The sequence below is a fragment of the Pseudomonas sp. FJ2-5-13 genome, assembly GCF_029201605.1.
Lineage (GTDB): Bacteria > Pseudomonadota > Gammaproteobacteria > Pseudomonadales > Pseudomonadaceae > Aquipseudomonas > Aquipseudomonas lactis.
This window is the reverse complement of the sequence record NZ_CP104045.1, coordinates 2,635,963-2,659,480: the sequence shown is the minus strand read 5'-3', so window position 1 is coordinate 2,659,480 and position 23,518 is coordinate 2,635,963. Positions and strand designations below refer to the sequence as shown.

Genomic DNA, 23,518 nt, shown 5'->3' with positions numbered 1-23,518 from the left:
CGTGAGGCGAGCATGGGCCTATCTTACGCTTTGCGGACTGTTTCAAACCTGTAACAGGGTTGCCATCACTTTGCCTTGTCTTAATCCCAAGTCCTTGAATAACCACATCTAATAGAAAGCGGCACGCCTTCTGCTCCTTCCCTGATAACGCTGTTTAGGGTCAGCGTGAAGAATAAGGACTGCCGCCGTGAACACATTCACACACGCCTCGTCGATAAACGTACTGCTGATCAGCTGCGTGCTCAGTGCCGGTGTCAGCCTGACAAGCCAGGCGGGTGACGGCGTGATCGTGACCGGGCGCACCGTGCAGGGCCATATGTATGGGCGCACCTCGCTGCCCGACCCCTACCCCAACACCGCCAATGCCAACCCCAGCAAAGAGATCAACAACGCTTTGACCGGCGAACTCAGCGACAGGGATATCGGCGGCATCAGCAGTGGCTCCAGCCTCGCCCGCTCCCTTCAGCCCAACGGAAGCCTGTCGGGCCTGGGCGCCACACAAAACAGCATGTCGACACTCGGCGCTGGCGCAGCGGCCGGCCATGGTGCGGGCAGCGGCAGCAGCATGGGCGGGCAGATCAGCGACTCGATCCAGCGTGGCATGGCGCCGCTCAACAACCTCGGCAGCATGATGGGGGGCAAGTGATGAAGCGCGCCCTGTTGATAGTCGCCCTGCTGGGCAGCGCCACGGCCATGGCCGACAACACTGCCGTGATCAACAACAGCGGCCAGCAGTACGACGGTGTGCTGTCGATCAACCAGGCCGCCGGCAACCAGCAACAAATGTCCAACAGCCGCGCCATCGCGCTGGGTGGCCAGGCCACCAACGTCGACATTCAGCGCGTCGACGGCAAGGTCGACCCGTCCCTGAACGCCAAGGCAGCGATCCAGGGCAACTCATTCAGCAGTGGCAACGGTGTGCTGGGCATCAACCAGGCGGCCGGGGCCAATAACCAATCCATCAACGCTGTGCGGATCAGCCTCAACTCTGGCCCGCAGAGCATCGATGACAGCGTCCTGTTGCAACAGAACACGACGACGCTGGCAACCGACTCAGGGCTCACCCCCACCACTGGCAGCCGCCAGGTCGTGACCAGCGACCAGGCCTTCACCGGCAGCCGAGGAGTGACGCAGGTGACCCAGAGTGCAGGGGTGGGGAACCGAGTGGCTAACACCCTGGGCATCACTATCAAGTAACCGCTTGGTAGACGTTCGTTAGACCGTACCAACACTTAACCAACTAATTAGAAGCAAGGAGAAACACCATGAAACCTCAAATGGCTCTCAAACCAATGGTTTTCGCTCTCGCCGCACTCATGGCTGCTGCTGCTCAAGCGGGTGGTTGGCATCCAGCCCCACAACCCACCGGCACTGTGGCCGCTGTCGTCACTGACGTACAAAAAAGCGAACACAACAAATTCGACGATACCAATACCGAGAACAACGCATCAGCCGACAATTCAGTAAATAGCAACAGCGGTAATGTCGGGGTCAACGCACAATCAGGTTCCGGCAACCAGGCTGACAATGCCGGCGCCATCTCCAGTGCCAAAGGCGACTTCGCCACCGTGTTTGCCGTGATCGATGTGGACCAAGGCAGCTCGCATAACAACTTCGTCAACAAAGGCACGCAAAACAACGCCTCCCTGGACGGTTCCATCACCGGCAACTCCGGCAACGTGGGTTACAACGGCCAGGCCGGCCAGGGTAACCAGGGTAAAAACAACCTGGCCATCACCACCGCTGACGGCAAGAACATCGCAGCGGCTTCCAACACCGAGCAGAACTCGCTCAACAACAGCTACCTGAACACGGCCGCCAGCAGCCATGGTTATGGCAAGCCTCAGTACGTGTCCAACAACGCAAGCCTCGACAACTCGGTTAACCGCAACTCCGGCAACGTAGGCGTGAACCTGCAATCGGGTGCGGGCAACCAAGGCAGCAACAGTCTGTCGATCGGCCAAGGTTGCAGCGTCTGCGCCAGCGGCGTGCGCTTCTGATCCAACGGGGCCTTGGCAACAAGGCCCTTTTTTATTCCAGTGTCCAACAGGTCATTCGATCATGCGTATCGCGACCCTCACCCTCCTGATGTTACTCACCGGCACGAGCTGGGCAGGCACCATGGCAGTCTCCGCCATGCCCGGTGGTGCGGTGATTTTCAAGAAGGTCGAGAGCATTCGCGAGCGCCGGTTCGCCAACCTGGTGGAACAGAAAACCGATTTCAGCTGCGGTGCCGCGGCACTCGCCACCATCCTGCGCCAAGCCTATTGGCTGGACGTCGACGAAGCACACATCATCAAAGGCATGCTGGTCACCGCCGACCAGGACCTGGTACGAACCCAGGGCTTTTCCATGCTGGACATGAAGCGCTACCTCGAAAGCATCGGCATGCGTGCCCGGGGCTACAAGATCGCGCCCGAGACCCTGCTGACCGTGAAAATCCCCGTGGTGGTGCTGCTGGAAATCCGCGGCTACAAGCACTTCGTGGTGTTGCAACGGGCCGACAAGGACTGGGTGTACATCGGCGACCCCGTATTGGGCCACAAGCGCTATTCCCATGACGATTTCGTCAAAGGCTGGAATGGCATTGTCTTCGCCGTACTGGGCGAGGGTTACGATAAGGCCAACGTCTTGCTCGACCCGCCCCTGCCGCTGACCGCCAAGAGCCAGATGAATGAGTTCCGGCCCGTGGGCGATGCCGAGATGATGGATTTCGGTTTTATCCAGAGCGACTTCTTCTAGAAGCGCAATAAGGGGCAGGACGCCCCAGGAGCAGCAGATGAACACTTCCCGTTGGCTGACGGTCTTGTGTCTGGCCGCCTCAATGCCTGCTTATGCGTCCTCGGGGTTCAAGCCCATCGAACTCAAGGACGCCGAAATGGCCGAGCTGCGTGGCCGTTACGTGATGCCAGGGCGCATCATCAGCTTTGGCATTGTCATGAGCAGCACCTGGACCAATGCCGAAGGTAGCAACATCACCGGCACGGCCAACATGCAGATCGACAAGAGCACCATTACTCCTCAGTTCTATGTGCAAACCACCGGCTCGACCGGTACCGGTACCCCTCCCAACACGGGCACCGGCAATGTGGTCGGGGGTGCCGGCCTCGGCAGCGGCCAGGGCGTGACCCAAAGTGTACGCACCGCCGGCGATGGCAACGCCGCCTACAACAATGTGGGCATCAACGTCGAGAATGGGGTTACCCCCGCCAATAACCTGCAGTCCGGCCAAGTGCTGGTGGCGGGCGGCACAGTGACCGGCGACAGCGCCGCGGGCCGTGTCAGCGTTTCGGCCAACAATGCCGGCGTGCAGATGGCCATCCAGGCCAATCACAACCAGGGCAACAGCCTGCAACAGATCGGCGCGGGGAACGTGCTGCAAGGCACGGTTTTGACCGGTGACAGCAACCTTGTCAGAAACATCACCCAGATCAACGTAGTCATGAACAATAACGGGCTGAACAACGCCGCGTTGAATTGCAACCTGGATCAACTCAAGGGCCTACGCACGCTCGGTTATTGAACTACGCTGACCCTCGACACTTACGCATTAGAAAAGGACGGCTTATTTCATGCATCGATCGTTATCGCTTCGTGCGGTGGTTTGTTTGAGTACGCTCTTGCCCGCATCCGTGCTGTATGCCGCGCCAGACGCTGACATCGAAACCCTGAAGAAGGAACTGCTGGAACTCAAACAACGGTACGACGTGCAGCAAAAAGCCTTGGCCGTGCTGGAGCAACGCGTGCGCCAGGTCGAGGATCAACCGGCAACGCCTGCCCCCAGGCGCCTGGCTAAATCACCTGCCGACTTCAAGAACGGCGCTAACGCTGTCGCGGCCAGCGGTACGGGCGCAGCCGCAGCGTCCGGTGGCGCTGGCGGAGGTGGCAGCTCCTACGGCCAGGCCCTCAAGGACGACTCGGCCCCTGCGCAAAGTGTGAGCAACCTGTACAACGAAGCCAGCGGCTTTTTCGGCAATGGCAAGTTCAGCGTGGAAACCGGCATCACCTATGCCCGTTATGACGCGCGCCAATTGACCCTCAATGGTTTCCTGGCGCTGGACTCGATCTTTCTGGGCAACATCAACCTGGACCGGATCAAGTCCGACAGCTGGACCCTGGACCTTACCGGGCGCTACAACGTCGACAACCGCTGGCAGTTCGACCTGAACGTGCCGGTGGTATACCGCGAGTCCACCTACCAGTCGGGCGGCGCCGGCAACGACGCCACCGCCACCTCCGAAGGCTCCGTGACCCGCGACCCGACCATCGGCGATGTCAACTTTGGCGTGGCTTACAAGTTCCTCGACGAAACCCCGACCTTGCCGGATGCGGTGGTATCCGTGCGCGTCAAGGCACCGACGGGCAAAGAGCCCTTCGGCATCAAACTGGTCAAGCAACCGAACAACGACAACCTCTACGTACCTGAAAGCCTGCCGACGGGCAACGGGGTCTGGTCGGTCACACCGGGCATCTCCTTGGTCAAGACCTTTGATCCGGCCGTGTTGTTCGGTTCGTTGTCGTACACCCACAACTTTGAAGACTCTTTCGATGACATCAGCAGTGAAGTCAATCAGAAGGTGGGAGGCAAGGTGCGCCTGGGCGACAGCTTCCAGTTCGGGGTGGGCGTAGCGTTTGCCTTGAACGAGAAGATGAGTATGTCGTTCTCGGTGTCCGACCTGGTGCAACGCAAGAGCAAGCTCAAGCCGGATGGCGGCGATTGGCAATCGGTGGTGTCCAGCGATGCCAATGCCGGTTACTTCAACGTGGGCATGACGATTGCCGCCTCGGATAACCTGACCATCGTGCCGAACCTGGCGATTGGCATGACCGATGATGCGCCGGACTTTACGTTCAGCCTGAAATTCCCGTATTACTTCTGATTGGTTTGCCTGCAGGCGGTGTGTCAGTTGCTGCATCTGTGACTGCACTACCGCTATCGCAGGCAAGCCAGCTCCCACACTGGCCATGTATTGCCCACAAAATCAGAGCCTGGCACCAATCCCCTGTGGGAGCGGGCTTGCCCGCGAAAGCGGTGTGTCAGCCACCGAAGCTTTAGCTGAACCACCGCTTTCGCAGGCAAGCCAGCTCCCACACTGGCCATGTATTGCCCACAGAATCAGCGCCTGGCACAGATCCCCTGTGGGAGCGGGCTTGCTCGCGAAAGCGGTGTGTCAGTCACTCAAGCTTTAGCTGAACCACCGCTTTCGCAGGCAAGCCAGCTCCCACATTAATCATGTATTGCCCACAAAATCAGAGCCTGGCACCAATCCCCTGTGGGAGCGGGCTTGCCCGCGAAAGCGGTGTGTCAGCCACTGAAGCTTTAGCTGAACCACCGCTTTCGCAGGCAAGCCAGCTCCCACATTAATCATGTATTGCCCACAGAATCAGCGCCTGGCACAGATCCCCTGTGGGAGCGGGCTTGCTCGCGAAAGCGGTGTGTCAGCAACTGAAGCTTTAAACTGAACCACCGCTTTCGCAGGCAAGCTCCCACATGGTCATGTATTGCCCACAGAATCAGCGCCTGGCACAGATCCCCTGTGGGAGCGGGCTTGCTCGCGAAAGCGGTGTGTCAGCAACTGAAGCTTTAAACTGAACCACCGCTTTCGCAGGCAAGCTCCCACATGGTCATGCATTGCCAACAGAATCAGCGCCTGGCACAGATCCCCTGTGGGAGCGGGCTTGCCCGCGAAAGCGGTGTGTCAGTCACTGAAGCTTTAGCTGAACCACCGCTTTCGCAGGCAAGCCAGCTCCCACACTGGCCATGCATTGCCAACAGAATCAGCGCCTGGCACAGATCCCCTGTGGGAGCGGGCTTGCCCGCGAAAGCGGTGTGTCAGTCACTGAAGCTTTAGCTGAACCACCGCTTTCGCAGGCAAGCCAGCTCCCACACTGGCCATGCATTGCCAACAGAATCAGCGCCTGGCACAGATCCCCTGTGGGAGCGGGCTTGCCCGCGAAAGCGGTGTGTCAGCCACTGAAGCTTTAACTGAACCACCGCTTTCGCAGGCAAGCCAGCTCCCACATTAATCATGTATTGCCCACAGAATCAGCGCCTGGCACCAATCCCCTGTGGGAGCGGGCTTGCCCGCGAAAGCGGTGTGTCAGCCACCGAAGCTTTAGCTGAACCACCGCTTTCGCAGGCAAGCCAGCTCCCACATTAATCATGTATTGCCCACAAAATCAGAGCCTGGCACCAATCCCCTGTGGGAGCGGGCTTGCCCGCGAAAGCGGTGTGTCAGCCACCGAAGCTTTAGCTGAACCACCGCTTTCGCAGGCAAGCCAGCCCCACATTAATCATGTATTGCCCACAGAATCAGCGCCTGGCACAGATCCCCTGTGGGAGCGGGCTTGCCCGCGAAAGCGGTGTGTCAGTCACTAAAGCTTTAGCTGAACCCCCGCTTTCGCAGGCAAGCCAGCTCCCACATTGGTTATGTATTGCCCACAAAATCTGCGCCTGGCACAGATCCCCTGTGGGAGCGGGCTTGCTCGCGAAAGCGGTGTGTCAGCCACTGAATATTTAACTGAACCATCGCTTTCGCAGGCAAGCCCGCACACACTGGGTCACCCGCCCTAGCGGATCTGGTGTTTGTGCAGCAACCGGTAGAATGTCGGCCGGGAAATCCCCAGCACGCGGGCGGCGACACTGAGGTTGTCGCTGTGCCGGTTGAGCACATCGCACAACGCCTGGCGTTCGGCGCGGTGTTTGTAGTCTTCCAATGTAGCCATCGGTGCCGAAATGACTTGCTGGCCTTGCAGCCCCAGGTCAATCGCCTCGATCTGCCGCCCTTCGGCCAGCACCAGTCCTCGGCGCACGCGGTTGGCCAGTTCACGCACATTGCCCGGCCACGGGTGCTGCCCCATCGCCACCAGGGCCTCTTCGCTGAAACTGCGCGGGCGACGCCCGGTTTCCTGGCTGTAGAACCGTGAAAAGTGGTTGGCCAGCATCGCCACGTCGCCATGGCGTTCACGCAACGGCGCGGTAACCACTTGCAGCACATTCAGGCGGTAATACAGGTCTTCGCGAAAGGCGCCCTTCTCAACCGCCGCCTCAAGGTTGACGTGGGTGGCGGCCAACACGCGTACATCCACCGGGATCGGCTGGCTACCGCCGACGCGTTCGATGTGCTTTTCCTGAAGAAAGCGCAACAAGTTGGCTTGCAGCTCCATCGGCAGATCGCCGATTTCATCGAGGAACAGGGTGCCGCCGTTGGCCGCTTCAATACGCCCGATCTTGCGCTGATGAGCACCGGTAAACGCGCCTTTTTCGTGGCCGAACAGCTCGGACTGGATGAGGTGTTCAGGGATGGCGCCGCAATTGATCGCGACAAACGGCTTGGCGTGCCGCTGGGATTGGCGGTGCAAGGTCTTGGCCACCAACTCTTTGCCCGTGCCACTGTCACCGCGGATCAACACCGGGGATTCCGTCGGCGCCAGCTTGGACAACAACTTGCGCAGCTCACGAATGGGGCGGCTTTCGCCCAGCAACTCATGGGGCTCATCCACCGGCGCGTAGCCTTTGCCACGCAGGCGCGCCATGCCGAACGCACGGCCCAGGGTCACCTGCACCCGGGACACATCGAAGGGCAAGGTGTGGAAGTCGAAGAACCATTCGCAGACAAAATCGCCGACGTTCTGCAAGCGCAGTACATCCTGGCTGAGCACAGCGATCCACTCGGTGCCGCTGCGGCCAATCAACTCCTTTACCGCCTCGGGACGCTCCAAGTGATCACGCTGCAAGCGCAGCAGGCCAACATCGCAGGAGCGCTCACCCACCGCCTCCAAGGCACAGCTGTCGACTTCCCAGCCGGCGGTGCGTAAACCGGGCAATAGCCCGTGGCAGTCGTCACAGGGGTCGACCACCAGTAAGCGGCGTTGGGGGGGCGTCGCAATCATGACTATTCCTTGGCGCCAAGATTATTAAAGTTATTTAGAAACAACAGTTTGTGGCGACTGCTGGTAACCCTAGCAAGATCTTGACGCTGACCTTGTACCTTTTCGCTATAAGTGCGGGCAAAAAGCCATGCCTGTTTCGTAGCGCGCCAGAAGTTGCTCACCAGTGAAAGGCTTATTGCGCTTTCAAAACAGCCGCTTACATGACGTCAATCAGGGAAAGTTAAAATTTCTTGCCCTAGCATGTGACCCGCACCCCACCATCGTGCATCAGTACAAGTAACCCACCGCACGGTCAGCCCAACCGCCGGTACTCACTTGAATGGGCATACAGAGAGAAGACCCGAATGAACGCTCCGCTGCGCATCAACGAAGCTCTTTTGATTGCAGACCGTGCTTTCCAGCCCTTTCAGTGCGTGGCCTGGCACGATGGCGTTGGCGCCCTCAGCCTGAGCGTCATCGACCGTACCAACACCCGCATCGGCAGCAAACAGTTGTCCTCTACTGCGTATACCGACCCGGCGCAACTTGAAAACCTGTTATTGCAGGCCCGCGCCGAGCTCGATAAAGAGGGTCACCAGTTGCAACACTGGGCAATGCCGAAGTAATTGCATGCAGCAACTTCCAGCCCAAGTAAAACTTGAGCTGGAAGTTGTGCAGCCACACTTCGTCGCTTAACGTGCAGCGAGAATAAAACGCTCGAACGCCTCGGCAGCGCCGTCCTCGACATTACTGCCGGTGACCACATTGGCCTGGCGCTTGACGGTTTCTTCGGCCTGGCCCATGGCAATCGACAACCCCGCCACATGAAACATCGCTGGGTCATTGCCACCGTCGCCAATCGCGGCCGTTTGCGCAAGCGGCACGCCCAGGTGCTCGGCCAGGGTTTTCAAGGCTTCGCCTTTGTTGGCCAGCATCGCAGTCACGTCCAGGTACACCGGTTGCGAACGCGACACCTGGGCCAACCCCTGCACTTTCGGCTGCAATTGCGCCTCCAGTTCCACCAACAACTGGGTGTTGTTGCTGGCGGCGACGATCTTGTCGACACGGTCCAGGTACGGCTCGAAACTTTCCACCACCACCGGCCCGTAGCCCAAGCCATCGGCTTCGCGCTGCACCATGGGCCCGGGCGGATCACGGCGCAGCCAGTCGCCATCGGCAAATACCCAGACTTCCACGTCCGGCTCGGCCGAAAACAGCGCCAGGGTGATCAGTGCCGCTTCCGCCGGCAGATGGTGGGCAACCAGGATGCTGCCATCCGGGTTGACCAACGTGCCGCCATTGAAGCCCGCCACCGGCACGTCAATACCGAAGGTTTCGATCAAATGCCGCATGGCCTTGGGCGGGCGCCCGCTGGCCAGGCTGAAAAGCACCCCGGCCTCGCGCATGGCGCGGATGGCATCGGCGGTGCGTTGGCTGAGGCTGTGGTCGGGATGCAATAGCGTCCCGTCCACATCACTGAGGACAAACCGGATGGGTTGAATCGTCGCGTCACTCATCCGAGGCTATGCCAGGCGCGGCCATCGCGGGCCAGCAAGGCATCGGCCGCTGCCGGGCCATCTTCACCGGCCTTGTAGGCCTGGATACCGTCATCTTGCTTCCACGCATCCAGGAACGGCTGCACCGCACGCCAACCGTTCTCGATGTTGTCGGCACGCTGGAACAAGGTCTGGTCGCCGGTCATGCAGTCGTAGATCAGGGTTTCGTAACCCGTCGACGGCTGCATCTCGAAGAAGTCCTTGTAGTCAAAGCCCAATTCGATATTGGCCATCTCCAGGGTTGGCCCAGGCTGCTTGGCCAACAGGTCGAACCACATGCCTTCGTTCGGCTGGATCTGGATCTTCAGGTAAGTGGGCTTGAGCTCGTCGACTTCGGTATCGCGAAATTGCGCATAAGGCGCCTGCTTGAAGCAGATCACAATCTCGGTGTCGCGGATGCTCATGCGCTTGCCGGTACGCAAGTAAAACGGCACACCGACCCAACGCCAGTTATCAATCATCACTTTGAGCGCCACGAACGTCTCGGTGCTGCTATCAGGTGCGACGTTGGCTTCTTCGCGATAACCGGGCAATGGCTTGCCGGCGATTTCGCCAGCGGTGTATTGGCCGCGCACGGAGTTGGCCCGCGCATCTTCCAGCGACCAGGGGCGGATCGCACCGACCACTTTGGCCTTCTCACCCCGCACTGCATCGGCGCCAAAGGCGGCCGGCGGTTCCATGGCGACCATCGCCAGCAACTGGAACAGGTGGTTGGGCACCATGTCGCGCAGTGTGCCGGTCTTCTCGAAGAAGTTGCCCCGGGTTTCCACGCCGACGGTTTCAGCGGCGGTAATTTGTACGTGATCGATGTAGTGGTTGTTCCAGAACGCTTCGAACAGCACGTTGGAGAAACGGCTGACCAGGATGTTCTGCACCGTCTCCTTGCCCAGGTAATGGTCGATGCGGTAGATCTGCTTCTCGCTCATCACCTTGAGCAGGCAGGCGTTGAGCGCCTCGGCGGTGGCCAGGTCGGAGCCGAACGGCTTCTCGATGACCACGCGGCGAAAGCCATCGTCGGTTTCATTCAACAAGCCGGCACTGCCCAGGCGCTGCACCACCTCACTGAAGAAGCGCGGTGCAGTGGCGAGGTAGAACACTGCATTGCCGGTGCCGCTGTCAGCGATCTTGCTGGCGATGTCGGCATAGGTGCTGTCGTCGAGGAAATCGCCCTCGACGTAGCTGATGCCCTTGGCCAATTGCGCCCACAACGCAGGGTCGAGGGCGTTTTCGGCATTGCCCCTGACCTTGCTGGAGGCTTCGGTACGAATGAAGTCTTCGAGTTTCTTGGCAAAGTCCGCATCGCTGATGGCGTTGTGATCAACGCCGACAATACGCAGGCCATCGCCCAGCAACCCGTCGCGGCTCAGGTTGTACAGCGCCGGCATGAGCAGGCGCTTGACCAGGTCGCCATGGGCGCCAAACAGAAACAACGTGGTGGGTGGAGCAGGTTCGGCCTTGGGTTTTTTGCCGTTGGCGGTCATTTTTTGGAAGTCTCCACATGGCCACCAAAGCCGAAGCGCATGGCAGACAGCATTTTGTCACCGTAGGTGCTCTGCTGGCGGGAACGGAAACGCGCGAACAGCGAGGTCGACAACACTGGAACCGGCACCGCCTGCTCCATGGCCGCTTCGATGGTCCAACGGCCTTCACCGCTGTCGGCCACGGAGCCTGAGTAGCCGTCCAGTTTCGGGTCGGTGGCCAGGGCGTCGGCGGTCAGGTCCAGCAGCCAGGACGACACCACGCTGCCACGACGCCAGACTTCGGCGATGTCGCCAACGTTTAGGTCAAAGCGCTGGTCTTCTGGCAGGTTCTCCGAGTTCTTGGTCTTGAGGATGTCAAAACCTTCGGCAAACGCCTGCATCATCCCGTACTCGATGCCGTTGTGGATCATCTTGACGAAGTGGCCCGAACCCGCTGGGCCGGCGTGGATGTAACCCTGCTCGGCACGTGGGTCGGCAGAGGCCGAACGGTCCTTGGTGCGCGGGATGTTACCCAGGCCCGGCGCCAGGCTTTTGAAGATCGGGTCGAGGCGATTCACGGTCTCGGTGTCGCCACCGATCATCATGCAATAGCCACGCTCCAGGCCCCAGACGCCGCCCGAGGTGCCCACGTCCACATAGTGCAGGCCCTTTTCAGCCAGGGCCTTGCCGCGACGCACGTCGTCCTTGTAGTTGGTGTTGCCGCCGTCGATGATCACATCGCCGTCTTCCAGCAGTTCGCTCAGCACGTTGATGGTGTCTTCGGTGGGCGCGCCCGCCGGCAACATGACCCAGACAGCGCGAGGCTTTTGCAGGCCGGCCACCAGCGCTTTCAAGTCGGCGACGCCGGTGGCGCCCTCCTCGCTCAGGGCTTTGACGAAGGCTTCGTTACGGTCGTATACAACGGTGGTATGCCCATTGAGCATCAGGCGCCGCGCAATGTTACCGCCCATGCGGCCTAGTCCGATAATCCCCAGTTGCATGTGCTGATGCTCCTAACTTCTAAAAAATGTGTGACATAGTTTATAGCGCAATGAGGCTAATGAGGGTTAGTCCAGAGCGGATCCGTGTAGTTTCATGACAAAAAAGTTGCCATCGTTTCACCATCACCCCGGCAAAAGTCACACGACCACCAAAAATAAAAAAGTTCCCTTGCAGCGAAAAAGAATTCAAACTTGCTTCCGACTGTTGCCAAAAACCTGTTTTGGCACCGCGATCTACCGGCTATTTGCGAGGTAAGCAATGAGCACAGCACAGATGACCCGTCCGCCACAGACCCTCTACGTCACTATCCGTCGCGATGAACTGCGCCAGTTGAAAGACGAGCGTGATCAGTTGCAACAGGAAGTCCTGCGCCTGCGTTCACACCTTCAAGCCCATCTCGATCAGCCGTCGGATGCCAAGCCTGCGCTGTGCTGAAGCCCGCGCCAGTAGCCTTGTAAGGCAATACCTACAGAAAACTCACAAAGTTTTCACACTCCCCTCTTGATACTCCCGTTCCGCGATGCCGCTCACTTCCTGGGCGGCCCGATGTTGCGCGCCTGTGCGCGACAATCTTTTTCTGATGGGGCGCTGGATGGCGATGTTCAAACGCAGCACGACGACTGCGAAAGGCTTTGATTGGGCCGGCCTTGGCTGGTTATTCCTGTTTTTCTGGTATTTCTCGGGTATTACCCAACTTCTTATCCAACTGACCGGCACCTCCGGCTTCAGTGGCTTCCGCCAGGCCTTCTTCATGAGTGCGCTGTGGCTGGCGCCGATGTTGCTGTTCCCGCGTCGTACGCGCCTGCTCGCCGCCTTGATCGGCGTGGTGCTGTGGGCGTGCTCCATGGCGAGCCTGGGTTATTTCTTCATTTACCAGCAGGAATTCTCCCAGAGCGTCATCTTCATCATGTTCGAGTCGAACATCTCTGAAGCCGGCGAATACGCGACCCAATATTTTGCCTGGTGGATCGTGCTGGCGTTCATTGCCCACACCGCCTTCGCCATCTTCCTGTGGACGCGCTTGCGCCCGGTGTACCTGCCGCGCGGCCAGTCGATCGTGGCAGCCATTGCCATCGTCCTGGCAGTGGTGGGTTACCCACTGGTCAAGCAGATCGCCACCAGCGAAACCATGGAATTGGCCATCGACCGTTTCGAAACCCGCATTGAGCCTGCCGTGCCTTGGCAGATGATCGTCGCCTACCGTCGCTACACCGAGCAGTTGGACAACATGCAAGGCATGCTCACCAGTGCGAGCAAGATCCCACCCTTGAACAACCTCAAGGACAGCATGGCCGGCCAGCCGTCTACACTGGTCCTGGTGATCGGCGAGTCGACCAACCGCCAGCGCATGAGCCTCTACGGCTACCCGCGCAACACCACGCCGGAACTGGACAAGCTGCGCGACCAACTGGCCGTGTTCGATAACGTCATCACCCCGCGCCCCTACACCATTGAAGCGCTGCAACAGGTGCTGACCTTCGCCGACGAAGAAAACCCGGACCTGTACCTCAAGACGCCGTCGATTGTCAGCGTGATGAAACAGGCCGGCTACAAGACCTTCTGGATCACCAACCAGCAGACCATGACCAAACGCAACACCATGCTCACGACCTTTTCCGAACAGGCCGACGAGCAGGTGTACTTGAACAACAACCGCAACCAGAACGCCCGTCAGTACGACGGCGATGTCCTGGCGCCGTTTTCCAAGGCCCTGGCCGATACCGCCGAACGCAAGTTCATCGTGGTGCACCTGCTGGGCACTCACATGAGCTATCAGTACCGCTACCCGCAAACTTTCGACAAGTTCACCGACCGCCAGGGCGTGCCGGCGGGTGTCAGCGATGCGCAACTGCCGACCTACAACAGCTATGACAACGCGGTGCTGTACAACGACTTCGTGGTCTCCAGCCTGATCAAGGACTACGCCAAGACCGACCCCAACGGCTTTTTGCTGTACCTCTCGGACCATGGCGAAGACGTGTTCGACTCGGCCGGCCACGACACCTTGGGCCGTAACGAAGGCAAGCCGACTGCGCCGATGTACACCATCCCGTTCATGGCCTACGCCTCGCCAAAATGGCGCGAAAGCCACGACTGGAGCTTTGCCGGCGACCTGCAACGGCCGTACAGCAGTTCCCAGTTGATTCACACCTGGGCCGACATGGCAGGCTTGAGTTTCGACGAGTTGGACCACAGCAAGAGCCTGGTCAGCGACAGCTTCAAGCCACGCCCCTTGCTGATCGGCAACCCTTACGAAACCAAGCAGAAGGCACTGATCGACTTCAGCCTGATCAAGCCCAAGAAGGCCGACGGCGCCGAAGTGGTGGCCAAATAAGCCAGGGTCTTGTAACAGAAAGATAACAATCATTCTCGTTTGAGCCTAAAGTTCCGCAACTCCTTTCGTCTTTGAACCAAGCCCTCCCTGCCTGGGGAGGTTTCGAAGACGACAAGGAGTCAGCAGCGATGTTCGCGCCCTTCACCCGTTCCATGACCTTCACCCTCGGCCTGTTCAGCCTGGCGCTGAGCCCGGATCTACTGGCCGCCACCGACCCCGACACAGCCCTGGAACTGAGCGCGACCACCATCAGCGCCGACGGCCTGGGCGCGACCACTGAGCATACCGGGGCCTACACCACCGGTTCGATGAGCACCGCCACGCGGCTGAACCTCTCCGTCAAGGAAACCCCGCAATCGATTTCGGTGGTCACACGCCAGCAGATGGACGACTTCAATCTCAATACCCTGACGGATGTGTTGCGCCAGACCACGGGTGTCAACGTCCAGCATTACGACTCCGACCGTGTCTACTATTCCGCCCGAGGCTATGGCATCAACAACTTCCAGGTTGACGGGATGCTCAACACGTTCGGCTTCATGAAGACCGACGCCGATACCATCATCTACGACCGCATCGAAGTGGTGCGCGGCGCGACGGGCCTGACCACGGGCGCAGGCGACCCATCGGCCACCGTCAACATGGTGCGCAAGCGCCCTACCGCCCAGTGGCAGGCTAAGACCGGCATCAGTGGCGCCAGCCATGACAACTACTACAGCTACGTCGACGTGGGCGGCCCGCTGGCGTTCGACGGCAAGTTGCGCGGGCGCAGCGTACTGGCCTACCGCGACAGTCGGTCCTTTCGTGACAACTATGGGCTGCAGCGGGCAGTGGGCTACGGCATTCTGGAGGCTGACCTTTCCGACGATACCGTGCTGGCCGCAGGCTTTGATTACCAAAACAAACAGGTACAAGGCACCTCCTGGGGCACAGTGCCCTACTGGAACAGCCAGGGCGGCAAGGCCAGGCTGCCCCGCTCCACCAATATGGCGGCGCACTGGAGCTCCTGGCCGCTGACCGACAAGACCACCTTTGCCACCCTCGACCATCGGCTCGGCGGCGACTGGCACTTGAAGGCCGCCTACACCCATCGCCAGAGCGACACCGACGGCAAGGTGTATTACGGCGGCGACGGTTTCCCCAACCCCGACCGCAGCGGCATGACGGCCTGGGCCAGCCATATGCGCGGCACCTCGCGCATGGAGGCCATCGACCTCAACCTGGCCGGCAGCTACACGCTGCTGGGCCGCGAACACGCGCTGATGATGGGCTATGGCGAAGCCGCGCAACGGGATGTCTCGCCCTTTATGCGCAGCGACCTGCCAGCCAGCTACTACCCCATCCAGGACTGGAAGCACATGGGCGGCATCGGCAAGTTCACCGACCACGTGACCGACCTGAAAGGTGAGCACAGCAAGAAGCAACAAAAAGCCGGCTACCTGGCCACGCGGCTGAGCCTCACGGACCGCTTGCACGCCGTGCTGGGCAGCCGTTACGGTAGTTGGGAGCTGGAAAGCGCAGAGCCCAAATACGACGCCAACGACCAACTGACCGCTTCGGGCAAAACCAGCCAGACCCACAATGATATGTGGACGCCCTACGCCGGCCTGCTCTACGACATCACGCCGCAGTACACCGTCTACGCCAGCTATACCGACATCTTCAAACCCCAGAGCAACCGTGATGCCAACAAGAAGTACCTGGAGCCGGTGGTCGGCAGTAACTACGAAGTGGGCCTCAAGGGCAGCGTACTGAACGAGCGCTTGAACCTGGCCGCTGCGTACTTCTGGAGCACCCAGGACAACGTCGCCGAGCGGGATGACTCCGTCCCGCCCAACCCGGTGACGGGCGAGGAGTACTACAAATCTCCGCCGGCAAAGGTAACAAGGTCAACGGCTTTGAGCTGGAAGCCGCCGGGGAAATCACGCCGGACTGGAACCTGGCCGCCGGCTATACCTACACCCATTCAGTCAATGGCTCGGACAACCGCAACAACACCAGCCAACCCTTGAACCTGGTGAAAATCTCCAGCGCCTATCGCCTGCCGGGCTCCTGGCGCAAGCTGACCGTCGGCGGCGCAGTGAACTGGCAGAGCGAGACCTACGACTTCAGCAACCGCCCGACCGGGCAGCGCAACAGCGAAGGTCGGCCGATAACCACCCGGGCGAAAATCACGCAACAGGGCTATACCGTGGTCAACCTGATGTCACGCTACCAGTTCGACGAACAGGTTTCGGCGTCGGTCAACGTGAACAATCTCTTTGATAAGCAATACTACGAGCGCGTTGGTTTTTATAACGGTGTGTATTGGGGCGAGCCGCGTTCCGTCACGTTGGCGCTGGATTGGAAGCTGTAGCCGCGCACATTGAAGTTAACGAAACTGTTAACTTCAACTGCACTTTCAGTTAATTCCCACTTAATAGGATAACGCCATAGTCGCTCCATGATCTGATCACGGAGCGACCGGACACCTATCACTTTTAATGGGAATACCGCAATGAAACTGTCGACCTTGATGCTGGCCAGCCTGATGACCCTGACCTCCGCCGCCGCCTTTGCAGAGGGCGGTGCAGAGCGTTCCAAGGAGTTCTACAACAACTTCAGCTTCATTCAGGAAAAAACCCACGGCAAGGCTGAACAGCAAGTTGCCAGCGCCGATGGCAAATCGGTTAAGTCTGAGACGGTTGATCAGACGCAACCGAACAGCTGAGTTAATACTTACTTAATCCGTAGCACCCTGCGCCATTCTGCTCCGTTGGCGAAGGTTTATTGGGCGCCATTTAATGGCGCCTTTTTTTTGCCGATTATTTATTACAACGGTTTATGCCAGAACAGCATTCGCCCATGGGCGGGATCAAACACTGAGTCGTCAAACCCGAACTTGCGGTATGCCGACTGTGCCAGGGCATTACCTTCCAGCACTTCGAGGGTGATCTTGCAGCAACCACGCTGCCGGGCGATTTCCTCGACCTTTTGCAGCATCTTCTGACTCAGGCCCAAGCCGCGAAATTGCTCCTTCACCACCACATCGTGGACGTTGACCAAGGGCCGGCAGGCGAAGGTCGAGAAGCCTTCAAAGCAATTGACCAACCCCGCTGGCTCCCCCCCGACAAACGCCAGCACGCTGAACGCGTGGGGGCGCTTGGCCAGTTCGGCGGGCAGTTGCTGCAAGAGATCGGCGGGCAGGCTGTGGCCGCCGCCCATCGGATCTTCAGCGTAATGGTTGAGCAGCAGGCCAATGGCGTCGGCGTGCACGGCGTTGGTATAGCTGGCTTGCAGCACCAGGATGTCTGGGGTGTCCATGTCCTTCCTCGATAGCGACAACCAGGGAATCGTTTCCCTTTGAGAGGGGCGATTGTAAGCGTGGAGTCGGCAGTAGATGAAGGAGATAAGCGACAAATAGCTGACAGAAAGTGCGAAGGTTACGCGCATCAAAGCGCGCAATGAGCCCGCAAGCGGCGATTTTTCCTAGGTGGCGAAGCGTTGCAGTTGCATCTCCTGCAGCCGGCTCAGGGTGCGACGGAAAGGAAATTCCAGGTAACCATCGGTGTACAGGTGCTGCAACGGCACACGGGCTTCGATAAAGAGCGGCACCTTGCGGTCGTAGCACTCGTCTACCAAGGCGATAAAGCGACGTACGCTGTCATCGTGCACCGACAACTGCGGCAACTCTCGATCCCCGGCTTCTACGCGTTCGGCGCCGTCTTCAGTGCCACGGGCAATTCGGCCCGGGCGTTTCTGTGCACTAAGGTTGGGGACGTCTCCCAGCAGGATGGCGCCGAAGCGATCACACAACAGCATGAAATCCATGGCGGCCAGGGGCTGCTCGCACAGGTCCGCATAGCGACACCAAAGCACGGTGTCACTGGCCTGCACCGTCATGATGGTGCGGTGCCCTACGTTTACCGCCCCGCTGGTCACGGTTTGGCCTTGGCTCAATTGCTGGAACACCGCCGCCAGTGCCTCGGGTTGATTCACCCAATAGCGCTGCATGCCCACGCCGGGATGCAAGCGATGATCCTCGCCACCGTCCACGGCCACCACCTGCATATGCTGCTTGAGCGCATCGATGCCCGGCAGGAAACGCTCACGGTTGAAGCCATCGGCATACAACTGGTCGGGCGGCTGGTTGGACGTGCACACCATCACCACGCCTTCCTCGAACATCACTTGGAACAGGCGGCCGAGAATGATCGCGTCCCCGATATCGTTCACAAACAGCTCGTCGAAGCACAGTACGCGCACGGCCTGGCTCAGCTCCCGTGCCAACGCCTGCAAGGGGTCCTGGGTGCCCGTGAGCTGGAATAAGCGCTGGTGCACCCACGCCATGAAGTGGTGAAAATGCTGGCGCCGCGCAGGCACGCGCAGGCTTTGGTAGAACTGGTCCATCAGCCAGGTCTTGCCGCGCCCCACCGGCCCCCACAGGTACACGCCGGCAATCGGTGAACGCCCTTGGTGCAAGGCCTCGTGACAGGCTTGCAGGGCTTGGACCGCCCGGCGCTGGGCGTCGTCGGCGACAAAACCCGGCTGGGTGATGGCATGTTGATAAGCGGCGAGGGGCGAGTCGAAAGTCATGTTGGCCAGTATGACTGATAGACCGGATATGTACTCAGCTTGATCTCACATCCCGGCATAGATATCGACGCAACGTTGGTGCGACGCAGGGCCTGTGGCGAGGGAGCTTGCTCCTGTGACGGCCTGCCAACCGACGCCTATCTACCTGGCACCCCACGATCCAACTGTGGGAGCTGGCTTGCCTGCGATGACGGCCTGACAGTCGCCCCATATCTACCTGACACCCCCACGATCCAACTGTGGGAGCGGGCTTGCTCGCGAAGGCGGCCTGACAGTCAACACCGTTGGATTGTGTACATATCCATTTCTGCGGTAACGGCCGCTTAGGGTTCCGCCCTGACGGCGGCTCACTTTGCAAAAGCGGCAAAGTAAGCAAAACGCTCTTGCCCCACCACTCGGCACCTCGCCTAGGCTCGGTGTGCCCGAACGCAGTCTTGAATCCGTGGGCCGCCGCCACGCGCCATCCATGGCGCGGGGCGGCTAACCCGGCGTCCTGCCGGGTTACCCACGAATTCAAGCCTGCGTTCGGCCAGCGTGGTTTAACGGGGCGCCTGAGATCAAGATCACAAGCAGATCAAGAGCAAGAGCGGCTCGCTTCGCATCGTGGTTAGCGTTTGCTGCTACAGCCCAAACAGTTGTATCGGGAGCAAGCGGCGTTGCATTAAAGCTACAGGTCAGTGATTTCCTTGTGGCGCGGCACCAGTGTCTTCATCACGCTCCAGGCCACCAGGTAAGCCAAGGCGCAGATGGCGAACATGATCATGTAGCCGGTATGGATGTCGTTGATGGACTTGTAATAGTCGAACACCCAGCCACCGACCTTGGTCATGAGCACGCCGCCCAAGCCACCGGCCATGCCGCCAATGCCGACCACCGAGGCCACGGTTTTCTGCGGGAACATGTCGGACACGGTGGTGAAAATGTTGCATGACCACGCCTGGTGTGCCGAGGCGCCCACGCCGATCAGCAGCACCGGCACCCAGAAGCTGAGGTAACCCAGCGGCTGCGCCAGCAACACCACCAGCGGGAACAGCGCAATCACCAGCATGGCTTTCATGCGCCCGTCATAGGGCGCATCGCCGCGCGCCATGAAGTAGCTGGGGAACCAGCCGCCGCCAATGCTGCCGACCATGGTCATGCTGTACAGCACCGCCAATGGCATCACGATATCGGCGCCTTTCATGCCGTATTGGGCAGACAGGTAGGTGGGCAGCCAGAACAGGAAAAACCACCACACGCCGTCGGTCATGAACTTACCGAAGGCAAACGCCCAGGTCTGGCGGTAGGTCAACAGTTTGAACCAGGAGACTTTCTTCACAGCGCTGCCCGTCGGCGCCGGGGTGGACGGTTGTACGGTCTGGTCGCTGCGGATGTAGGACAGTTCTTCAGGCGACAGGCGTTTTTGCTGTTCCGGCTTTTCGTACACGGCGGCCCACACGGCTACCCACACAAAACCGAGCATGCCAATGACCATAAACGCCGCCTCCCAACCCCACAGGCCGGCAATCAATGGGACACAGATGGGCGCCAGGATCGCGCCGACATTGGCGCCGGAGTTGAAGATGCCGGTGGCCAGGGAGCGTTCTTTCTTGGGGAAATATTCGGCAGTGGCCTTGATCGCGATCGGGAAGTTACCCGCTTCGCCAATCGCCAACACCGCCCGTGAAAGCATAAAGCCGGCGATCGACACCGGGATCACCGCCAGGCCGATGGCACCACTGACGGCTGCGATACCCTCGCCCATCGGTACCGCAAACGCATGCATGATCGCGCCGGTGGACCAGATACCAATCGCTACCACGTAGGCGGCCTTGGTGCCGATCTTGTCAACGAAGCGCCCGGCAAACAGCATGGAAATGGCGTAGACAAACTGGAACACCGCCGCAATGTTGGCGTAATCGGTGTTGCTCCAGCCAAACTGCGTCGAGAGTTGCGGCGCCAACAGGCTGAGGACCTGGCGGTCGAGGTAATTGACCGTGGTCGCGAAAAACAGCATCGCGCAGATCGTCCAGCGATAGCTGCCGACCGCCTGGCCGACACGAAGGGCACTGATGGGCTCGTTCAGATTCATGGCATCACTTTTTATTTTTGTTAGGTAGGACATATGTAACGTCATATGTCGTCGTACAACTACGAGTTTTATATCGGGGCGCCCACGGAGTGTCAATCGCAAAGGCTGCCGTTTATCTACGATTTATGTGAAATATGAGAATGTCAGAGCTGCTCAGTCATAGGATGACAAACCCTGAGCACCAGGCTGGGCGCTTGGCCGGGTACATCGTCGAGCAAGCCGAAACGTTGCATGCCCAGTTTTTCCAGTACGCGGATCGACGCAGCATGATCCGGCCGCACCAAACCGAACACTTCCGGTAAAGACAGGGTGTCGAACGCCAGCGCCAGGGCATCCCGCCCCAGTTCAGTGGCATACCCCTGCCCCCAGGCCTCGACGGCCAGGCGATAGCCAAGGTTGATGCGCCGCTGCGTCAGATAGTTAAGCGGCGCAATGCCGCCAAACCCGATGATGTGTTCGGGGCTCTCTTTGCGGGCAATCGCCCACCAGCCGTAACCCTGGGATGCCCATTGCTCAAGCCAGTGATCCAATAGCCGTTGTGCCGCATCCAGGTTGGGCAGCGGGCCGGCAGGATTGAACAAGTGGGTCTGTGGATCGCCGAAGATCGCGAACAATCGCTGAACGTCTGCGGCCTGTGGTTGGCGGTAGGTAAGGCGTGAATGGCTGCTTGGCATATGAATGACTTCCCTGTTTTGCCTGACTGACAATGACAACCCCCAGTGGGAGCGCTCGAGCTTTAGCGAGGCCGCGATGGCGATAGCTCAGACAACACAAATGCCAACAGTACCGCCGCCTTCGTCGCCTCGCCGGGGCTCGGCAACTTCCACATCGGTTATGCGCCTGGCACAAACCCCCTGTGGGAGCTGGCTTGCCCGCGAAAGCGGAGTGCCAGGCACTGAATTTTTGACTGAGCTACCGCTTTCGCAGGCAAGCCAGCTCCCACATTTGATCTGTTTTGCCGCTAGTGATGCATAAGCCTCGAAAACCGACGTTTCATCCCATGCGAGAAAAAATACACAAAGCGGTGAATTATTTCGTGTCCACTTGTATCTGAACTGACAGAGCGGTGCCATCGTAGCGATGGCACCTCCCCTGTTCAGCTTTTGAGTGGCCCGCATGAAACTACGTAAAAAACGCGTCAAACCCATCGGATTGAAAGACATCACCATTGTCGACGACAACAAGATGCGCAAGGCGATCACCGCTGCCGCACTTGGCAACGCCATGGAATGGTTCGACTTTGGCGTCTATGGCTTTGTCGCCTATGTGCTGGGCAAGGTGTTCTTCCCTGACGCTTCCCCCAGCGTGCAGATGATCGCAGCGCTGGCCACCTTCTCCGTACCTTTCCTGATTCGCCCGCTGGGCGGCCTGTTCTTCGGCGCATTGGGCGACAAGTACGGACGGCAAAAAGTCCTCGCCGCCACCATCGTAATCATGTCCTTGAGCACCTTTGCCATCGGCTTGATCCCCGGCTATGCCTCCATTGGCATCTGGGCGCCGATCCTGTTGCTGCTGTGCAAAATGGCCCAGGGGTTCTCGGTGGGCGGTGAGTACACCGGCGCGTCGATTTTCGTGGCTGAATACGCCCCGGACCGCAAGCGCGGCTTCCTTGGCAGTTGGCTGGACTTCGGTTCCATCGCCGGTTTCGTCCTCGGCGCGGGTGTAGTGGTGTTGATCTCCACCGTGCTCGGTGAGGCTGAGTTCGAGGCCTGGGGCTGGCGCTTGCCGTTCTTCCTCGCCCTGCCCCTGGGCATCATCGGCCTGTACCTGCGCCATGCGCTGGAAGAGACACCGGCGTTTCAACAGCATGTCGACAAACTCGAACAGGGTGACCGCGAAGGCCTGAGCCACGGCCCGAAAGTCTCGTTCAAGGAAATCGCCACCAAGCACTGGCGCAGCCTGCTGACCTGCATCGGTATCGTCGCGGCTACCAACGTGACCTACTACATGCTGCTCACCTACATGCCCAGCTACCTGTCCCACAACCTGCACTACGCCGAAAACAGCGGCGTGCTGATCATCATCGCAATCATGGTCGGCATGCTGTTCGTGCAGCCGTTCATTGGCTTTGTCAGCGACAAGATCGGCCGCAAGCCGTTCATCATCGCCGGCAGTATTGGCCTGCTGTTCCTGTCGATCCCGGCCTTCATGCTGATCACCAGCGGCAAGACCGGCCTGATCTTCGGCGGCCTGTTGATTCTGGCGGTAGTGCTGAACTTCTTTATCGGCGTGATGGCGTCGACCTTGCCAGCCATGTTCCCCACTCACCTGCGCTACAGCGCCCTGGCCAGTGCCTTCAACGTCTCGGTACTGATCGCCGGTGTCACGCCCACTGCGGTGGCCTGGCTGGTGGAGAGCACCAACAACCTGTACATGCCCGCTTATTACCTGATGGTGTTCGCAGTGGTTGGCCTGATCACGGGCCTGACCATGAAGGAAACCGCCAACAAGCCCCTGCGTGGCGCGGCCCCGGCAGCTTCCGACATGGAAGAAGCCAAGGAGCTGCTGCAGGAGCATCACGACAATATCGAGCAGAAAATCGAAGACATCGACGCCGAGATTGCCGCGCTGCAAACCAAGCGGGAAAACCTGGTACAGCAACACCCGCGCATCAATTAATATCCTGACTGTGCGTGGTCGCGGCCTG

19 protein-coding genes and 1 pseudogene are annotated in these 23,518 nt (G+C 59.5%); 12 read left to right on the top strand and 8 right to left on the bottom strand.

Annotated features, from left to right (window positions below):
* Window positions 1–187: 187 nt before the first annotated feature.
* The 6 genes from N2A98_RS11620 to N2A98_RS11595 all read left to right on the top strand — a co-directional run bounded on the left by N2A98_RS11620 (window position 188) and on the right by N2A98_RS11595 (window position 4,880).
* Window positions 188–646, top strand: coding sequence for a hypothetical protein (locus tag N2A98_RS11620; RefSeq protein ID WP_032892084.1), 459 nt, complete (start codon window positions 188–190; stop codon window positions 644–646).
* On the top strand, window positions 646–1,197 hold the full coding sequence (locus tag N2A98_RS11615) for a hypothetical protein (protein ID WP_044273469.1): 552 nt from the start codon (window positions 646–648) through the stop codon (window positions 1,195–1,197). The genes N2A98_RS11620 and N2A98_RS11615 overlap by 1 nt, the downstream gene beginning before the upstream one ends.
* A 68-nt stretch (window positions 1,198–1,265) precedes the next feature.
* Window positions 1,266–2,000 (top strand): hypothetical protein, encoded by a 735-nt coding sequence (locus tag N2A98_RS11610; protein ID WP_044273468.1) that lies wholly within the window; start codon window positions 1,266–1,268, stop codon window positions 1,998–2,000.
* Window positions 2,001–2,061: 61 nt separating this feature from the next.
* Window positions 2,062–2,742, top strand: coding sequence for a C39 family peptidase (locus N2A98_RS11605; RefSeq protein WP_275623458.1), 681 nt, complete (start codon window positions 2,062–2,064; stop codon window positions 2,740–2,742).
* A gap of 37 nt (window positions 2,743–2,779) precedes the next feature.
* Window positions 2,780–3,523: a hypothetical protein gene (locus N2A98_RS11600; RefSeq protein WP_047710721.1), complete on the top strand. Its 744-nt coding sequence runs from the start codon at window positions 2,780–2,782 to the stop codon at window positions 3,521–3,523.
* 49 nt (window positions 3,524–3,572) lie between these two features.
* Window positions 3,573–4,880 (top strand): hypothetical protein, encoded by a 1,308-nt coding sequence (locus tag N2A98_RS11595; RefSeq protein WP_003190888.1) that lies wholly within the window; start codon window positions 3,573–3,575, stop codon window positions 4,878–4,880.
* Window positions 4,881–6,570: 1,690 nt separating this feature from the next.
* Here the strand turns inward: N2A98_RS11595 and N2A98_RS11590 are convergent.
* The gene (locus N2A98_RS11590; protein ID WP_032892090.1) at window positions 6,571–7,893 is read right to left on the bottom strand and encodes a sigma-54 dependent transcriptional regulator; all 1,323 of its coding nucleotides are present in this window, start codon (window positions 7,891–7,893) and stop codon (window positions 6,571–6,573) included.
* Between the two features lie 344 nt (window positions 7,894–8,237).
* On the opposite strand from N2A98_RS11590, the gene N2A98_RS11585 reads away from it, so the two are divergent.
* Window positions 8,238–8,498 carry a hypothetical protein gene (locus tag N2A98_RS11585; protein ID WP_032892091.1) on the top strand — a complete coding sequence of 87 codons (261 nt, stop codon included), beginning with the start codon at window positions 8,238–8,240 and terminating at the stop codon, window positions 8,496–8,498.
* A gap of 66 nt (window positions 8,499–8,564) precedes the next feature.
* Here the strand turns inward: N2A98_RS11585 and N2A98_RS11580 are convergent, their stop codons facing one another.
* Genes N2A98_RS11580 through gnd form a run of 3 tightly spaced genes read right to left on the bottom strand, consistent with a single transcriptional unit; the run spans window position 8,565 to window position 11,889 of the window.
* Window positions 8,565–9,389, bottom strand: coding sequence for a Cof-type HAD-IIB family hydrolase (locus N2A98_RS11580; RefSeq protein ID WP_014718745.1), 825 nt, complete (start codon window positions 9,387–9,389; stop codon window positions 8,565–8,567).
* Entirely contained in the window at window positions 9,386–10,909 is a 1,524-nt protein-coding gene (gene zwf / locus N2A98_RS11575) for a glucose-6-phosphate dehydrogenase (RefSeq protein ID WP_003190883.1), read from the bottom strand. The genes N2A98_RS11580 and zwf overlap by 4 nt, the downstream gene beginning before the upstream one ends.
* Window positions 10,906–11,889 carry a phosphogluconate dehydrogenase (NAD(+)-dependent, decarboxylating) gene (gnd, locus tag N2A98_RS11570; RefSeq protein ID WP_003190882.1) on the bottom strand — a complete coding sequence of 328 codons (984 nt, stop codon included), beginning with the start codon at window positions 11,887–11,889 and terminating at the stop codon, window positions 10,906–10,908. Before gnd ends, zwf begins: the two co-directional genes overlap by 4 nt.
* Before the next feature lie 274 nt (window positions 11,890–12,163).
* Between gnd and N2A98_RS11565 the strand changes: the two genes are divergently transcribed.
* The 4 genes and pseudogenes from N2A98_RS11565 to N2A98_RS11550 all read left to right on the top strand — a co-directional run bounded on the left by N2A98_RS11565 (window position 12,164) and on the right by N2A98_RS11550 (window position 16,935).
* Entirely contained in the window at window positions 12,164–12,325 is a 162-nt protein-coding gene (locus tag N2A98_RS11565) for a DUF6026 family protein (RefSeq protein WP_003190881.1), read from the top strand.
* Window positions 12,326–12,482: 157 nt separating this feature from the next.
* Window positions 12,483–14,225 (top strand): phosphoethanolamine transferase CptA, encoded by a 1,743-nt coding sequence (locus tag N2A98_RS11560; protein ID WP_032892095.1) that lies wholly within the window; start codon window positions 12,483–12,485, stop codon window positions 14,223–14,225.
* A gap of 128 nt (window positions 14,226–14,353) precedes the next feature.
* Window positions 14,354–16,581, top strand: a pseudogene (locus N2A98_RS11555) (TonB-dependent siderophore receptor).
* A gap of 141 nt (window positions 16,582–16,722) precedes the next feature.
* The gene (locus N2A98_RS11550; RefSeq protein ID WP_003190877.1) at window positions 16,723–16,935 is read left to right on the top strand and encodes a hypothetical protein; all 213 of its coding nucleotides are present in this window, start codon (window positions 16,723–16,725) and stop codon (window positions 16,933–16,935) included.
* Window positions 16,936–17,036: 101 nt separating this feature from the next.
* Here N2A98_RS11550 and N2A98_RS11545 read toward each other — a convergent pair whose 3' ends face one another.
* From N2A98_RS11545 to N2A98_RS11530, 4 genes are all read right to left on the bottom strand, one after another.
* Window positions 17,037–17,528, bottom strand: a complete 492-nt coding sequence (locus N2A98_RS11545) for a GNAT family N-acetyltransferase (RefSeq protein WP_003190875.1) — start codon at window positions 17,526–17,528, stop codon at window positions 17,037–17,039.
* A gap of 165 nt (window positions 17,529–17,693) precedes the next feature.
* Window positions 17,694–18,800 carry a cell division protein ZapE gene (zapE, locus tag N2A98_RS11540; protein WP_275623457.1) on the bottom strand — a complete coding sequence of 369 codons (1,107 nt, stop codon included), beginning with the start codon at window positions 18,798–18,800 and terminating at the stop codon, window positions 17,694–17,696.
* Between the two features lie 667 nt (window positions 18,801–19,467).
* A complete protein-coding gene (locus N2A98_RS11535) occupies window positions 19,468–20,871 on the bottom strand; it encodes an MFS transporter (protein WP_275623456.1) in 1,404 nt (467 codons plus the stop codon).
* 143 nt (window positions 20,872–21,014) lie between these two features.
* A complete protein-coding gene (locus N2A98_RS11530) occupies window positions 21,015–21,545 on the bottom strand; it encodes a GNAT family N-acetyltransferase (RefSeq protein WP_275623455.1) in 531 nt (176 codons plus the stop codon).
* Between the two features lie 442 nt (window positions 21,546–21,987).
* Between N2A98_RS11530 and proP the strand changes: the two genes are divergently transcribed.
* Window positions 21,988–23,490: a glycine betaine/L-proline transporter ProP gene (gene proP / locus N2A98_RS11525; RefSeq protein WP_032892100.1), complete on the top strand. Its 1,503-nt coding sequence runs from the start codon at window positions 21,988–21,990 to the stop codon at window positions 23,488–23,490.
* The last annotated feature ends 28 nt before the right edge of the window (window positions 23,491–23,518 follow it).

Coding starts and splice junctions, on each gene's coding strand:
- N2A98_RS11610 (WP_044273468.1), top strand. CDS start 1,266: ATGAAACCTCAAATGGCTCTCAAACCAATGGTTTTCGCTCTCGCCGCA.
- proP (WP_032892100.1), top strand. CDS start 21,988: ATGAAACTACGTAAAAAACGCGTCAAACCCATCGGATTGAAAGACATC.
- N2A98_RS11530 (WP_275623455.1), bottom strand. CDS start 21,545: ATGCCAAGCAGCCATTCACGCCTTACCTACCGCCAACCACAGGCCGCA.
- N2A98_RS11580 (WP_014718745.1), bottom strand. CDS start 9,389: ATGAGTGACGCGACGATTCAACCCATCCGGTTTGTCCTCAGTGATGTG.
- N2A98_RS11585 (WP_032892091.1), top strand. CDS start 8,238: ATGAACGCTCCGCTGCGCATCAACGAAGCTCTTTTGATTGCAGACCGT.
- N2A98_RS11605 (WP_275623458.1), top strand. CDS start 2,062: ATGCGTATCGCGACCCTCACCCTCCTGATGTTACTCACCGGCACGAGC.
- N2A98_RS11545 (WP_003190875.1), bottom strand. CDS start 17,528: ATGGACACCCCAGACATCCTGGTGCTGCAAGCCAGCTATACCAACGCC.
- N2A98_RS11560 (WP_032892095.1), top strand. CDS start 12,483: ATGGCGATGTTCAAACGCAGCACGACGACTGCGAAAGGCTTTGATTGG.
- zapE (WP_275623457.1), bottom strand. CDS start 18,800: ATGACTTTCGACTCGCCCCTCGCCGCTTATCAACATGCCATCACCCAG.
- zwf (WP_003190883.1), bottom strand. CDS start 10,909: ATGACCGCCAACGGCAAAAAACCCAAGGCCGAACCTGCTCCACCCACC.
- N2A98_RS11595 (WP_003190888.1), top strand. CDS start 3,573: ATGCATCGATCGTTATCGCTTCGTGCGGTGGTTTGTTTGAGTACGCTC.
- N2A98_RS11615 (WP_044273469.1), top strand. CDS start 646: ATGAAGCGCGCCCTGTTGATAGTCGCCCTGCTGGGCAGCGCCACGGCC.
- N2A98_RS11550 (WP_003190877.1), top strand. CDS start 16,723: ATGAAACTGTCGACCTTGATGCTGGCCAGCCTGATGACCCTGACCTCC.
- gnd (WP_003190882.1), bottom strand. CDS start 11,889: ATGCAACTGGGGATTATCGGACTAGGCCGCATGGGCGGTAACATTGCG.
- N2A98_RS11590 (WP_032892090.1), bottom strand. CDS start 7,893: ATGATTGCGACGCCCCCCCAACGCCGCTTACTGGTGGTCGACCCCTGT.
- N2A98_RS11535 (WP_275623456.1), bottom strand. CDS start 20,871: ATGAATCTGAACGAGCCCATCAGTGCCCTTCGTGTCGGCCAGGCGGTC.
- N2A98_RS11600 (WP_047710721.1), top strand. CDS start 2,780: ATGAACACTTCCCGTTGGCTGACGGTCTTGTGTCTGGCCGCCTCAATG.
- N2A98_RS11565 (WP_003190881.1), top strand. CDS start 12,164: ATGACCCGTCCGCCACAGACCCTCTACGTCACTATCCGTCGCGATGAA.